14 protein-coding genes and 1 pseudogene are annotated in these 14,793 nt (G+C 39.0%); 11 read left to right on the forward strand and 4 right to left on the reverse strand.

Annotated elements, in window-relative coordinates:
• Nucleotides 1-14: 14 nt before the first annotated feature.
• From DWW10_RS07175 to DWW10_RS07190, 4 genes are all read right to left on the reverse strand, one after another.
• A complete protein-coding gene (locus tag DWW10_RS07175; RefSeq protein ID WP_022392963.1) occupies nucleotides 15-518 on the reverse strand; it encodes an HU family DNA-binding protein in 504 nt (167 codons plus the stop codon).
• Nucleotides 519-664: 146 nt separating this feature from the next.
• Complete coding sequence (locus DWW10_RS07180) at nucleotides 665-859, reverse strand: DUF4248 domain-containing protein (protein ID WP_118221343.1); 195 nt, start codon at nucleotides 857-859, stop codon at nucleotides 665-667.
• Nucleotides 860-1,078: 219 nt separating this feature from the next.
• The gene (locus DWW10_RS07185; RefSeq protein ID WP_022392962.1) at nucleotides 1,079-2,938 is read right to left on the reverse strand and encodes a DUF3987 domain-containing protein; all 1,860 of its coding nucleotides are present in this window, start codon (nucleotides 2,936-2,938) and stop codon (nucleotides 1,079-1,081) included.
• A gap of 16 nt (nucleotides 2,939-2,954) precedes the next feature.
• Nucleotides 2,955-3,518, reverse strand: a complete 564-nt coding sequence (locus tag DWW10_RS07190; protein ID WP_118421260.1) for a BT4734/BF3469 family protein — start codon at nucleotides 3,516-3,518, stop codon at nucleotides 2,955-2,957.
• A 160-nt stretch (nucleotides 3,519-3,678) separates the two neighbouring features.
• On the opposite strand from DWW10_RS07190, the gene DWW10_RS07195 reads away from it, so the two are divergent.
• The 11 genes and pseudogenes from DWW10_RS07195 to DWW10_RS26590 all read left to right on the forward strand — a co-directional run.
• Nucleotides 3,679-4,107 carry a hypothetical protein gene (locus DWW10_RS07195; RefSeq protein WP_022392960.1) on the forward strand — a complete coding sequence of 143 codons (429 nt, stop codon included), beginning with the start codon at nucleotides 3,679-3,681 and terminating at the stop codon, nucleotides 4,105-4,107.
• A 361-nt stretch (nucleotides 4,108-4,468) separates the two neighbouring features.
• Nucleotides 4,469-5,602, forward strand: a complete 1,134-nt coding sequence (locus DWW10_RS07200) for a glycosyltransferase (RefSeq protein ID WP_022392958.1) — start codon at nucleotides 4,469-4,471, stop codon at nucleotides 5,600-5,602.
• On the forward strand, nucleotides 5,599-6,606 hold the full coding sequence (locus DWW10_RS07205; RefSeq protein WP_022392957.1) for a glycosyltransferase family 2 protein: 1,008 nt from the start codon (nucleotides 5,599-5,601) through the stop codon (nucleotides 6,604-6,606). The genes DWW10_RS07200 and DWW10_RS07205 overlap by 4 nt, the downstream gene beginning before the upstream one ends.
• A gap of 22 nt (nucleotides 6,607-6,628) precedes the next feature.
• Nucleotides 6,629-8,050: a lipopolysaccharide biosynthesis protein gene (locus DWW10_RS07210; RefSeq protein WP_022392956.1), complete on the forward strand. Its 1,422-nt coding sequence runs from the start codon at nucleotides 6,629-6,631 to the stop codon at nucleotides 8,048-8,050.
• Entirely contained in the window at nucleotides 8,047-8,985 is a 939-nt protein-coding gene (locus tag DWW10_RS07215) for a glycosyltransferase family 8 protein (protein WP_022392955.1), read from the forward strand. The genes DWW10_RS07210 and DWW10_RS07215 overlap by 4 nt, the downstream gene beginning before the upstream one ends.
• 3 nt (nucleotides 8,986-8,988) lie before the next feature.
• The gene (locus tag DWW10_RS07220) at nucleotides 8,989-10,176 is read left to right on the forward strand and encodes an acyltransferase family protein (protein ID WP_022392954.1); all 1,188 of its coding nucleotides are present in this window, start codon (nucleotides 8,989-8,991) and stop codon (nucleotides 10,174-10,176) included.
• A 20-nt stretch (nucleotides 10,177-10,196) separates the two neighbouring features.
• A complete protein-coding gene (locus DWW10_RS07225; RefSeq protein WP_022392953.1) occupies nucleotides 10,197-11,507 on the forward strand; it encodes an O-antigen ligase family protein in 1,311 nt (436 codons plus the stop codon).
• 5 nt (nucleotides 11,508-11,512) lie between these two features.
• The gene (locus DWW10_RS07230; protein WP_022392952.1) at nucleotides 11,513-12,658 is read left to right on the forward strand and encodes a glycosyltransferase family protein; all 1,146 of its coding nucleotides are present in this window, start codon (nucleotides 11,513-11,515) and stop codon (nucleotides 12,656-12,658) included.
• Nucleotides 12,659-12,940: 282 nt separating this feature from the next.
• On the forward strand, nucleotides 12,941-13,993 hold the full coding sequence (locus tag DWW10_RS07240) for a glycosyltransferase family 4 protein (RefSeq protein ID WP_022392951.1): 1,053 nt from the start codon (nucleotides 12,941-12,943) through the stop codon (nucleotides 13,991-13,993).
• A gap of 77 nt (nucleotides 13,994-14,070) precedes the next feature.
• Complete coding sequence (locus DWW10_RS26585) at nucleotides 14,071-14,421, forward strand: acyltransferase (RefSeq protein WP_303793463.1); 351 nt, start codon at nucleotides 14,071-14,073, stop codon at nucleotides 14,419-14,421.
• A 58-nt stretch (nucleotides 14,422-14,479) separates the two neighbouring features.
• Nucleotides 14,480-14,707 (forward strand): annotated as a pseudogene (locus DWW10_RS26590) (serine O-acetyltransferase); the annotation flags it as partial.
• Between the last annotated feature and the right edge of the window lie 86 nt (nucleotides 14,708-14,793).

Below are 14,793 nucleotides of genomic sequence, written 5' to 3' on the forward strand. Positions count from 1 at the left end.
TCAGGCCTTAGAAATTATCCCAGCGGATCATCTTCAATTCCGCCATCGCCTCCGTTTCCGCCTCCCTCGCCTTCGTCCACGTCGCCCGGATCGGAGGAGGTGACTTGCTTGATGACGTTTCCGTCCTTATCGTAACAGGTGATGTTGATGGAGGTATCCTTCAACTCCTGTTTGATGGTGGTACTGGGGGTGAAGATGACTTTGCGGGTGGTGATGAGTCCCGTACCTACGTCTTCTACTTTAGACACCGAGGCGGCTTGGAGGCCGAAGCGCATGGTACCCAGTCCGGGTACGGCTACGGAATGACCCTCTGTGGCCCATGCCCTGATTACATCACCGATAGCCTCCCAAGCGGCATTGATGCTTCCCTTCGGGATTCCCGAGCGGATAGCAGCTTCGGATATGACTTTTTCCTGTTTCAACGTGCTGTAGATTTCTGCCTGCATGATGAAGCGATACTGCCCTTTTGAGGGGCCCACCGTCAATTTGGTCTGACGGGCTTTTACTTTGATTCCCATAATCTCAATAAATTTAATTAATAATGATTCTCAATGTAGTTAAGTAGTAAGCAATTACTACTTAACTATTTCAAAAACTCCGGGCAAAGATATGGCTGACCGGAAACCGACTTATGGGTTTCGATGGATTCCGATGGGTTTCACCATTACGGGTCGCCCAAGTGCCGGATGATTAGCGATACTTGACGGGAAGTAAGCAACTTCTGCGAACGATGATAACCGACTGCTTCCAGCTCCTCCATCAGGGGTGGACAATCGTGAACCCAGCGCATCAGACGGTTGGTAGCCACTGCGACAGTTGAATCCGGAAAATAGAGAAGGGCCAGTTCGCTCTTCTTCATGGAGACGGGGTGAAAGGAGTTATTCAAAATGAAAGAATTAAAAAATTAAAGGATTGATGAGAGAAAAATAGAGGGGAATTAGTATCCAAGTGGGGAATATTTTTTTCCCAGTTGGGAAAAAAAATCTTGCAATCTTGCAAATCTTGCAGGGGGCCCTCACACCCACACACACGCATATACGTGCGTGAGGCAAATGGAATTCACATTCCGAAGGATTCTTCACTTGAACCTGTATTCTCCCCGACCGGCTTTCAGCAGCTGACCTTTATCGGTCATACGTTTCAGCAGTGAGTCGAGCGTACCGGGAGATATCCCAAACCGGGTACTTGCCTGAAGGGCCTGGCTGCGAGTGAAGCAGAGAGGCAGTCCATCCAGAAACGTCTCCTGTGACACTTTCTGTGGCTGTACAGAGTCCGTCGACGGAAGAAGTGAAAGGATATGACACGAATGCAGATAGAGAGGCTCCGCGAGCGACAGCACGGCATGAAAGTCATCGCCGCCCACGGTGAGTTCGAACTGCGAAACCACTCCATCCTGCACGTTCTCTTGCGGAACATGAGGCGAAGGCGATAGCCCCGGACAAGCCAGCAAGACTTTTATCATGTCATCCGTAGGCTTTTCAGCAGCAGTCGGGTCGATGCCGTCCGTTGCCATCAGCAAGGCGTCGAGCGAGCGCATCAATGCTACGATGCCGATGATACGGCAGATGTTGATGGCAATACGTGCCACTGCGCTTTTCATGTGGTCGCCATGAACCACGCCTGCACGGCCGAATACGCTTGAGAGGTGAGCGTTGAACTCGTCTTTCTGTTCTTCGGTGAGCTTCAGGCTTATACCGCTTACCGCAGCCGTCAGGGCATCGAGCAGTCGTTTCCAACGCTCCCCCCAGAGGGTGAACATACGGTCATAGTCGGTTCCGGACTGATCGAACTGATCCACCCACTCATGAATGGGAGGCATACAGTAGAACACTTGGCGCGAAAAGAGGCCATTCTCTGCCGAGGGGATGAGCGGCTTCACCTGGGCTGGCGTTCCACTGATCAATACGCTGAGATATGATTTATTACATTCCCGATATTCGTGGTTGGTACGGCGATTGTAGGCCAGCCGCTCATGATCGAAACTCTTGCGCAACGTGTCGCTCCAGTGCCCGTAATCCGTGCCGATGGCTGTACTCACGGTATCGGCTTCGGTCTCGCATATCAGTCCCGCTCCATCGGCGTCCATCAGGTTCTCCAGCATACCGGCTCCTGAGTTGTCTCCCGCAATGAGGAACATCTTCATGCAAGGCTGTTCGGGTTCGGGGATATTTACCTTCTCCTTGCCCAGCACGTCCCATTGCGCTTTCTCGCGCCGGTAGATTTTCATCTTTTCGCTGTACGCTGCCATAAGCGAGTCGTGCAGGGGTTCCGCCAGCCGGCGCACCCACGTCAGCGCGCCTTTTCCGGAAGCGGGCGGGGCAATGACAAAAGTTTGCAGACACGGATATTTGCTTTTTCGCCCGTAAGTAAAGCTCAGCAGCTTGTTGAGGGTAGCTCCGAATACGGTCAGCGCTCCCAGCAGCAGAATGTCCCTTTGGGCGGGTGAGTCTCCGCAGTCTATCACTCGTTGCAGAAAGAGCGGCCACCTGTATTCCACGAAACAGGGCAGTGAGACAGACGTTTCTGCGGGAACTGTTATCACGGTATCTTCGGTGCTTTGCGGTTGTTTCTGTTCTGTGTTTCCGCCTTTCCCTCGTGCGCACGTGTGTGTGGGTGTGAAGGGGGCCTGCAAGTTTTGCAAGTTTGCAAGTTTCTTATCGAAACGTATGCCTGCCAGTTGGGCCAGATGGAACACTGTTCCCAGGGAATTGCCTCCCCGTCCGTTCTGCAGAGCGTGGTCGTAGAGTTTGTCGGCCTCGTCATGCCGGTACTTATCGGAGAGGCGACAAAGGCGATGGAAGAAACTACGTCCTTCCTCTCCGCAACTGTTGGCCACAGCAAAAGCCAGTGGCATGTATTCCTGATAAGTGGGGGCAATATTGGCTCCGCCCTGTTCTACGGCAATGGTCAATTGCTCGATAATGTCAAGTTCGTTCACGATAAAAGTTGTGATTTTAATTATTTTTTAATTTGCATTCCGCATCGTATGCCAAGAAACAGGCTCTCGACATATCGGCGTTGGCAGCGTCGGCCTTTAGTCCGTGTCGCCATTCCAGATAGTCCCAGGCAGTGTGCAGGGCATTGTCAAACGAGTTTTCGAGCGTATCAGTGAAGGTGAGGCGGTAGGGCACAAAGAGTTTCACCCCTTTGGCGCCGGGGCTTACAAAGGCAAGATCCGGTTGCAGCACTTCGTCGGCAAAAAGGCGGTCGCGCCACATCATGGCTTCTTCGATAGAAGCAAGATGGTCAATGTCTATCACAAAGGCTCCGGATGGCACCACGATGCACTGCTCCCGACAGTACGAAAAGACGCCTGCAGGTGTGACGTAAGGCAGTAACGTTTGCTTTTTTTTACGGAAATCCTTATCATTTTCCGTAGTGGACCTTACTATTTGTGTCAGTTCCTTCAGATGGGGATCGGAAGAGATGTAGGCATGAAGCCCCGCTATGCTGCATACTCCGGCAGGCACTTTATTGGTGATGGGAGCATTGAAAAAAGACATAATAGATTCTTTCATAACACGATTATATTTATTACATTTATGTCAACAAAGATACGGTGAATAACCCATCCATTCCACTACATCAAAAGGCATTTATAAACTGTTTACATTCATTGAATACTCGTTGATAATACATTGAAAATGTTTAAAGAAAATGGAGATAAATAATACAAATATGAACGACAAACCGGAAATAGAGATAAAGATATTCGGCGGCACGAACATGATAGCCCCCGCGGCTACTGCCGCCGTTCAGCACTTTTACGGCGATCAGTTTGCCGAGGTCGCCATCCGTCCCGAAGGAACCGAGGACATTGAAAGCCTGAATGATGACGAGTGCCATCTCTTCACCTACGTGCCCGACGTGAAAAAAGTGCATGAGTACACCCGGCTTCTGGGCGAATGTACCACCGCCCATGATCTGGCGGGTGTGGTAAGCATCATGCTCAGCGAATCCCTCGTGGGCAAGGACACGGTGGTGAAAGGCGCCTTCATCGAGGTTCTTCTTCCTTTTGCCTCCCGGCTGACGTCGGGTGCAAAGGTGGATAATGTGAGGCAACAGATTAATAATATGCTGATGAGGAGAGGAAGGGGAGGAAAATAAAAGAAATCGGTTTAAAGTATGAAATTGACCCATGATGAAGCTCTGAAAAAGTTAAAAAAAACTATGACGGCTATCATTTTATCAGGCATTACATTACCGCCAAAAATGTAACAATGCACAAAAAACCACCTCTGTTTATGTATGATATCTCTGCTTGTAGCTTTGGCATTTATCTTTTACAAGAGTTTATTCTCAGAATATTATTTTACCACACCTCGTTTTCCATTGTTATATCCCAGTATGCATTGCTATGGGTAACAACGCTTATTACATTATTCTTATCTTATGCGCTGACTTCATTGACAAGAAAAGCAAAATGTGGGAGAATGCTGGTATAATAGCGTAATCAATATATAGATATATGAACATTTTGTTTTTACTGAAATATTATAAGATTGGTGGTGTTGAGACCGTTACGCACGTCTTGGCCAATAAATTCCAGTCTGAATATCATAATTGCACTATCTTTTGTTTATCTCATTCAAGAGATACAATTTTCCCATCTTTAAGAAAAGATGTCACCTTGATATTTTCACAGGAAACATCGAACAAGGAAGTAATTAAAGAGTTGAGATATATACTATTAGAGAAACATATTGATATTGTAATTAATCAAAGTGGTCATTTGATGTCTGTAATGCGGTTGTTGGAAATGGCTAAAGAGGGGTTAAGCATTAAAACGATATCTATCTATCATAATATGCCCAATTTACCCTCCTCTAAATCGACTAAATCAAGTCTTTCAATCGGACATGTCAGATTTCTTATCCAGCAACTCAAATCAAGATATGGAATGCGCTATATATATAAGCATAGCGATTTGTTTTGTCTCTTATCAAAATCATTTGTTAATCGCTTTTCTTCATATACGAAATGCAAAGAACTGTCAAAATTAAGAGTAATACCCAATCCTATAACAATAGCTACATCATCCATGCCTTTGAAAAAGGAAAAAGAAGTGATTTATGTCGGGAGGGTTGATACTCAACAAAAAAGAGCAAAACGATTAATTAAAGTATGGGCTTTATTGGAAAAAGCATTTCCTGAATGGAAATTCTCTATTGTTGGTGACGGATCAGCTTTAGATGATTTAAAAAAAGAGGTTCACAGATTAGATTTAAAGAGGGTTTGTTTTACAGGATTTTGCAATCCTTTGGATTATTATAAAAGAGCTTCTCTGTTATTATTGACATCCGAATACGAGGGCTTCCCATTAGTCCTTCTTGAAGCTATGACAAATTATTGCATACCAGTTGTTTACGGAAGTTTCCCGAGTGTATATGATATAATAGATTCTGGTAAAGATGGTATTATTGTGCCATATTGTAAAGATGGATTTAGAGCTATTGAAATGGCCAATGAATTGAAGACTTTGATGGCTAATGAAGCGAAAATATCAGAAATGGCCCATGCCGCAAGCACAAAAAGCGAACAGTTTACCGTTGATGCAATTTATCAGTTGTGGATGAAAGTATTTAATGGATTGAAGTTATGATGGAGGCTGTAACTATTGTAATACCAGTGTACAATGCAGAAAAGTTTATCGCTTCAACGATAAATAGTGTGCAGAAGCAGACATATACTAATTGGTCATTACTTATTGTGAATGATGGTTCGACAGATAATACTGTACATATCTTGAATGATTATGCTCAAATAGATTCACGTATTCATTACACAACTATAGCCAATACAGGCTCAGCCCATGTGCCTCGTTTGACCGGTATATGCAAGGTATCTTCCCAATGGGTATGTATCATTGATGCTGACGATTATATTGAGGAAAACTATTTGGATAAGATGCTAAAAACAGCTCTGCGATTTCAGGCGGATATAGTATGCCCTCAGATGTATTACATAAGTGGAAAGAGCATCTTGCGAAAAGTGCCCAATAACCAAAAGCCTCTTCCTGTTTCAATGACAGGGAAAGAAGCTGCTTTATTGACTTTCAAGAATGGATTAGGCTCTTTAATACCGATGACCAATGGTTTACTTATAAATAAGGAAAGCTTTGAACCAGATTTCTTTGTTGAAGAGATAAACAGGAAGCAACATGGAGTTTACAGAGATGAAGTATTTGCATTATATGAATTCATAACCAGTAGAACAGTAGCATTATCGACTGCTATTTATTACTATCATAAAAATGAGGAAAGTGTAACTCATGTTCTTTCTGTAAAATCATACGATAAATTGTTATCCGACATAGATTTTAAATCGTTGGTATATAATTCATTTTCGGATAAGACGATACGGAATAGCATGGATAAACGTTTCTTGGATTTACTGTTTCACCGTAGAATTAAATATTTACAAGAAAAATCCAGTTTCGATAAAAAACAGCGAAAGAAAATTGAGGCGATGTTTAAGCAATCCTATCAGGCATTGAATAAGAAAGCCCAATATTCTATCCTGAAATCCATACTATTTGTAATTGGTGGATTTAATGTGTTTAAATTGTCCACATTAGCAATTTACCTTATAAAACATCGAAAATAACATCTTTTAAACAACCCTCTATATGTCTCAATCCCAGAAGAAAGCGATACTTTGGAATACAATAGGCAAATTATCTTCTCAGGCATTAAGCATTGTTGTCAGCTTAATTGTAGCAAGGTTACTTTTGCCTTCAGACTATGGTCTAATTGCCATCCTGACTGTTTTTATCGCCATAGCCGAAGCTTTATTGGATAGTGGATTTGAAAACGCATTGGTGCAAAAATCGGATAGAACAAACGTTGATTTTTCTACCGTTTTCTACTTTAATGTTACGGTATCCGCAACTCTGTATTTAATTTTATTTTTTGCGGCTATACCAATCTCTCATTTTTATAATGAACCTCAATTAATAGAAGTTACAAGGATTTATGCATTAATTGTTATTATCCAAGGATTGGCTATCGTACAACGTACAAAATTGATGATTTCACTTCGCTTTAAAGAGTTTACTCAAATTAATCTAATAGCAGTCTGCATAAGCGGTTTTTTAGGAATTACGTTGGCATGGCATGGTATGGGGGTTTACGCCTTGCTGTGTCAGAACATATCCATGCAATTGCTATGCACAATGGGCTTATGGTTTAAAGTAAAGTGGAAACCGGATTTAGTTTTCTCTACGGATTCATTCAAGCAACTTTTTTCATTTGGTTCTAAGCTATTGATTAGCGGAATGATGCATAGAATTTACACGAATTTATATTCGCTGATAATCGGTAAGTTCTATGCCGTGGCTGATGTGGGCTTTTTCACAAAAGCCAATTCATTGTCGAAACTGCCTTCGGTGCAATTTACGACTATCATAACACAAGTCTCTTATCCGGCTTTATGTGATTTGCAGAACGATGATGAAAAGCTGAAAAAACAGTTCTATAAATATCTGCGTTTGAACTGTTTTGTGGTTTTCCCGGCTATGGTTATTCTTGCATCCATTTCCAAACCACTTATTTCCGTGGTATTGACAGAGAGATGGCTTGATATGGTTCCCTACATGCAAATACTTTGTATCGCTTATATGTTTGAGCCCATACAGCGATTTAATTGGTATATATTAAATGTAAAAGGACGTTCTGATTTATCTTTGAGCTCTGAAGTAATAAAGAAATCCATTGCTATATTTTTGTTAATTATCGCTCTCCAATTCGGAGTTATTTACATATGCTACAGCATTTTATTGTATTCCATAATAGATATTGTCATCACCATTTATTTTGTAAAAAAGGTATTGCCTTGGGGATATTGGGATGAATTCAAACAAATATATCCATACCTTATAGCTTCTGTTATTTCCGGTGTTGAGATATTGCTTATTAATAGTATGGTAAGTAATTGTTGGACTCAGCTCGTTGTCGGAATATTGGGAGTCGTTACATATTGGCTTATATGCAGATTGTATAAATGCAGAGAATGCAATATTATTTATGAAATCAAACATTTAAAATCATGAATATTGTTTGTGGAATTGATGACAAATTTGTCATGCCATGTGGTGTATTGATGACATCTATCTTTGAAAACAACAAAGGAATAGATATTACTTTCTATATTCTTACCCAAGGACTACTGCCTTGCAATGTCAACAAACTGAAAGAATTAGCCAATCGTTATCAACAGAAGTTGTCGATTGTAATAGTAAGTCAAGAAACTCTAAAGGGCTGTCCCACTGCAGCACACATTTCCATTGCGAGTTATAACAGAATATTGGCTTCTGATATTTTGCCTGCCGATCTGGATAAATGTCTCTATTTGGATGCAGATATGATTGTAAACGGGCCAATTATAGATTTGTATAATACAGATTTAGGAAATGCGGCAATTGGTGCTGTCATAGACCAGTCTTGTGATGACATTCGGCATTATAATAGGCTTGGTTTAGATTCGGATAAAGGATATTTTAATGCAGGTTTATTATTGATTAACCTAAACCTCTGGAAGAAAGAAAAATTGTCCCCAAAAATACTTGAATACATAGATACCCATACGGGCGATTTGTTATTCCATGATCAAGATGCATTAAATGGAGTACTGCAAAATTCAAAAATATTTCTTCCAATGAAATATAATATGCAATTCTCTTTTCTATATAAAACGCCTTTTATAGCCAAACATCGCTGGAATGAGATGCATGACGCAGCTGAAAATCCAGTGATTATACACTATACCAATAAGATAAAGCCGTGGCATCGAGATTGTATTCATCCTTATAAAGAGATATGGAAGTCATATTATTCCAAAACAACATGGGGGAAGAATAACTTGAAAGCATACTCGTTAGGAGGATATTTAAAGCTGAAGCTCAAACGAGTATTAGCGAGTTTGAAAATCAGGAAAACAGTTCCTCCTGCCATGCTGAGGAGTGAATTCTACAAATACTACAGATAAATCATGAAGACCGACATAACCGAAGTAAGCACTTCTATAGTTGTCAGTTGGCTAAGATTCCCAATGGCAGTTTTGGTAGTTTATATTCATCTTACACCACAACAAAATCCCATCTTTACTCCCATTTCAGGCATTGACTGGACAAGGTTAAATTTTGACAATATTTACTCAATATTAGGAGTAACGATAAATAATATTGCAGCAGTGGCTGTGCCATTTTTCTTTTTCTCTTCGGGATACTATTTCTTTTACCGCACAGAGTTTAGCAAAGAAATATATGTCCGGAAAATAAAGAAAAGGGCCAAGACTCTATTGATTCCATATATTCTATGGAATATCATAGCAGTCCTATGCCGCTATTTACATGGCTTATGGCAAAGTCAGATTTTGAATGTAGCATTGACAGAGAAACATTCGTTGAGTCTTGAAGATATTTACTCTTTACCTAATTGGGTATCATATATGTGGAATCATTTCACTATTTCAAATACAAATGGAATAGACCTTTTAGGCTTGAGCGGCAGTTTTACAGCCCCTGCTGATTTGCCATTATGGTTTTTACGTGATTTAATAGTCTTATCCGTGCTTACACCTTTAATTTATTTTGCCATCAAGCGCGGAAAGTATGCCTTTCTAATAGTCTTATGGATAGCGTATATTCTAAATATTGAAACGTTGGCAGGCATAAATATAATAGGTCTGTTCTTTTTTAGCTTTGGAGCATATCTGTCTATTAATAAAAAAGATCTTTTAGATACTTTCTTGAAATATAGGTCTGAAGGTATAATAGCTCTTATTATTCTATTGCCGATGCTTCTATTTATGAACGGAACGAAATTTGAAATGGCATTTAATCATATCTACTGTACTGTTGGCATAATTGCTGTTGTCGCATTGGCTTATAAAATGTCAAATAAAAAATCTCTTAGAAACTTCTTCCTCAAAAAATCGAACCGTAGTTTTTTTATATACGCTCTTCATACGCTACCCATAATTATTACTTCTCCTTTAGGGTTTGGTACTAATTTGCTAACTAAAACATTTAACAGTCTTTGCAATTCGGGAGGGGAGGGTATTTTAACATACCTAATAGCACCAATCATCGGTGTTGTGATATGCTTATTCTGTTTTAGTTTTCTCAATCGTTTTTTTCCTAAAGCATTGTATTATCTAACAGGAGGAAGAGATTAACTACATTCGTATTCAAATAAATGAGCACAACTGATATAAAAACATCGAATACTAATCTATTTGTGGAAAAATGGGTATCTGTTGGTATATGGGTATTAATTATCTTTGTATATTTACCAGTTCCTGTCTTTTTGCGAACGATACTGGTTATTCCTCTTTTATTTCTATCTCTTTATGATATGAATGAAGTAACGAGAGGTTTTGCTTTGCTATCTTTTACGGCACCAGCACTGGGTACGCTTTTTTATGTGTTACATATTCCCATCACTGCTTATTTTATATGTTTGGTTATGGGTATCTATTTTTTAAGACAAGAATTCTATTTTACGCGAGATGACATTGGCGTTTTGAATAAATATCTTTTTCTTATCATTGTATTTATAGCCTTTTTCTTATTAGGACCACAACACCCCTATAGTATATCCAAAATCATAAATATTATCATTATCGGTTTGATTTCTTTGGTTTACTGGAGGGCATTCATACAGTCTCCATACATCGAGCGGATCAAATTGAGCAAATACTTATGCGTTATAGGCCTATTTTATTTGGCTATAGCATTCGATTTCTTTCATTTCCCTCAGCCATCTAACTTGCTGGATTTTAATTTTTTCCGGAATTCTTTTGTCCTTCTCAAGAAAGAGACAGCAATGCCATTTTCCTATCATTCAATAGGCATTCCGGCAATGATGGGGGTTGCCCTGTTATTTAGTACAAAAGATTTAAAGGATGTCGTATCAAAACAAAATCTCTCTCTATTTATATCGTTGCTGATTGTCTTGCTACTTGCACAAGCAAGGCAAGCCATTTTTGGGAGTGTGATTATTGTAATCATACGCGTTCTTATCGACTCGACAATTCAGTTGCAGAGAAAGATTAATTATATTCTATTTGCAATCATAGTATCAATTTCTATCATCAGTTTTACCAAGTCGGATGCTGTAAACAGTTCTATGGAGGCTGCCACTTTCAGCAAAAGTCTAAATAGAGACTACGATGATGCTTACAAAATTATTAAGAATGATTTTGCCTTAGGCAAAGGATTAGGCGGATTTAGTACTAACGGAAAGAGGGCATATCCACACAATCTGTTTTTAGAGTTGCTATGCGAAACTGGATTTGTAGGAACCATCATGATTCTATATATCGTTTTTCTTCCTCTCATCCTAAATGTAAGGCGTGTTAGTCTGATGTCAAATGCAAATTTTTATGTACTCCCATTAATATGCGCTGTGTTCATTAAGTCAATGATGAGTTCTGATCTTACTGAGAGTGTTGAACTACTGACGGCAGTGTTTTTTTTAGTTGAGTATAAAGATTCTTATTTTTAATATTTATGGCACAACAAATTATATATGTAGCTTCCGGTGATGTTTCGGTTTATGAGTCACAAGTATTAGAATTGTTGGCTTACTACCAGAAGAAAGGAGTAAAAGTATTTCTGTTACAAGGGTACATGAATGATAATCAAAGAAACAGTATTGAGTACAAGTTATCGAAATACTCCATTCCTGTGTATTGGGTAAAATCTTATTCCGTTTATCCAATCTTTCAATGCCAAGCGATTGTTCAATTCTACCATGGTTTAATAAAAATACCCAACTACAAAGAATCTACGATACACATTCGCAGTGAATATAACGGATTCTTATTTAAGAAGTTACTTTGCAAATATAATCTTAATATTCCTCTTTTAATTGACATAAGAGGTGTCGTATTCGAGGAAATAAAATATAAGATGGGGCGAAGTATGGGCTTGAGAAAATGGTTGTTTATGATTCAGAAAAACTATCTACGCCGATGCTATCAATTCCTTTTTTCTGAGGATAATATGCCTATCTGTATATCTTCTGTTTCAAATAAGATTAATGAATATATCCAGAACCATTATCCAAATTGTAGATATAAGCTATATTTTCACCCAAATATCGCAGGAAAACACTTCGTTTACGATGAATTAAAACGTGTTTCAATTCGGGCAAAATACGGTATAGCCAAAAATGAAGTATTGGCTATATGTGCTACTGGAGGAAATTCACTTTGGCAACAAGATTTTCGCGTAATCAAACACTTGTTAAACTTGGGCATTAAGGTCATTAATCTTTCTCGTAACGATTATGGTATTTCCGATTGTATAACTACTACCGTTCCCTTTGCAGAAATGCCTGATATGTTGTCAGCAGCCGATATCGCTGTATTATGGAGAGAAGATGATTTTATCAATCAATCAGCATCTCCATCAAAATTCAGTGAATTTGCCTCTATGGGATTATATGTGATACATAACGGTACGGTACAAGTTGCAACGGATTATATACAATTCTCAAACAATGGTTGTATCGTGAAAAATGCAGGTGACATATCAGTATCAATTATTGATACTGTAAAACTATTGAACAGAGTCGAAAGTATCAAATCCGGCAAATCCGCATTTGGCGTAGAAGCCATTGGAATTTCATATTTGAACTGTTTAGGCTTTTGATTTTTTTCAAATAGTAGCAGATGATATTCAATTCTTTCTCCTTTTGTCCGGTAATAGCAGCTTACGTTGGAGTGACAACTATGAACAGCTTTGTTCTCCAAATATATAAAAATAAGTTGTCTTCTAAACCGCATGAATATGTTGACAGCAATACTGCAAAGGTGGCGCATATCCCCTTCACGCAATTCAAGGTTGGAGGAGCAATCAATCACTATTCAGTTGTAACTCCAACGATGCCTTTTAACAGTAGAGAAATATATTAACATAAATAATTTGTTGATTATGAAAATTCTAATAAATACCCCCTCCTTAAAATTATTAGGTGGAGTGGCCAATCATTATTTAGGGTTACGTCAATTCTGGACGGAAGATGTGAAATATAATACCGTAGGCCGACGTAGTAGCAAAAGAGGAAACGGAAAATACTGGCTGCCTTGGGATATTGTGAAATTCATTTTCAGATTACTTACGTTCTGCCCCGATGTGGTACTTTTAAATAGTTCTCTTGGATCAAGTGCCCTGAAAAGAGATTTTATATTTTCCAAAATTTCAAGAGGCTTAGGATTTAAAGTTACAATTTTTGTCCATGGTTTCGACTTAGACTATGCTGCACAAATAAACAAAGGATGGGTAGTCAAAAATTTTAATAAAGCTTCATTAATCCTTTTGCTTGCAGAATCATTCAGGAAAACGATGCAAAGTTGGGGCGTTAAAACTCCAATTCGCCTAACGACAACAAAGGTTGATGACGCTTTACTTGAAAGATATAATCCGAATCAGGACAGAGAGTTTAGAAATAAAAATATATTATTCTTATCTAGAATAGAAAAAGCAAAAGGTGTATATGAAGCCGTAGATACTTTTGCTTTATTAAAACCAAAATTCAAAGATCTCACTCTCACCTTCGTTGGTTCTGGCTCTGAATCGGAGGCACTAAAAGAATATACTAAAACAAAAGGATTATCCGATATCCACTTCACCGGAAGATTAGACGGAGAAGCACTGAGAAAAGAATACAAAAATGCATTATTATTATTATTAATAACACATGGCGAGGGCATGCCTACTGTTGTTCTTGAAGCGATGGCATTTGGACTGCCAATATTTACACGCAAGGTTGGTGGCCTTGTTGACTTTTTCGAGAACGAAAAAATGGGCTTTATTTCAGAGTCTTTAGAACCAAAAGATTTTGCTGATGCCATGGTACCATATCTGGAGAATAAAGATTTAGCTAAAACAGTATCACTCTATAATGCTAAATATGCAAAAGACCACTTTATGGCATCAAGTGTTGCTAAGCAGATAGAAAATACATTAAAGGAATATATAAAGTAATGAAATTTTCAAGGATTAAGAAACTGTTTTTTCTTCATTTGCAGCATTTGCCAATGAAGTCAAGAGGGTGGAGGCCAATGGTCTGCAAACTGGGAGGGGTGAAAATTATTGATTATAAAAATACTTTTATCGGTGAAGAAGTCTTATTTGACACCAATTATCCACAAGATATTATCATTGAAAAAGGTGTCCGGTTGACTGTCGGAGTTAAGATAGTAACACATTTTATGAACCCTACTACAGGTAGTTACGACCGTGGAAAGGTACATATTTGTAAAGGCGCTTATCTGGGCATGTGTACAATGGTGGTTAAGCCAGTTACGATTGGTGAGAATGCCATCATTGGCGCAGGTTCTGTTGTTACTAAAGATATACCGGCCAATGAAGTATGGGCTGGAAATCCTGCTCGTTTTATCAAAAAAAGATAATAATTATACTAAACCCATATTTTTCTACAGAATTTCCCGGTGATATTATTTACACCACATACCATTTTTACCGAAAATAATACAAGGTCTTATTTTTGTACTTTACAATTCCCAAATTACAACCGACACTAAAATCGGCAAAAGAATTTATTTTGTATGTAAAGGAATAAGCACTGTCTTGATTCCAAGAACGGAAATTAGTGATAATTGCAGGTTGGGACTACGATTCTCCACAGTACGAAAATTTCCATATAAAAATGTACCTAAAATAGGCAACAACGTATTTAATAGTCATATGTCAATAATAGAAAAAACAGACGAAATGATTGCAGCAGTGGAGAATTGGCTTCAATCACAAAATTACAGTTTTAT

The organism is Bacteroides intestinalis (genome assembly GCF_003464595.1).
Lineage (GTDB): Bacteria > Bacteroidota > Bacteroidia > Bacteroidales > Bacteroidaceae > Bacteroides > Bacteroides intestinalis_A.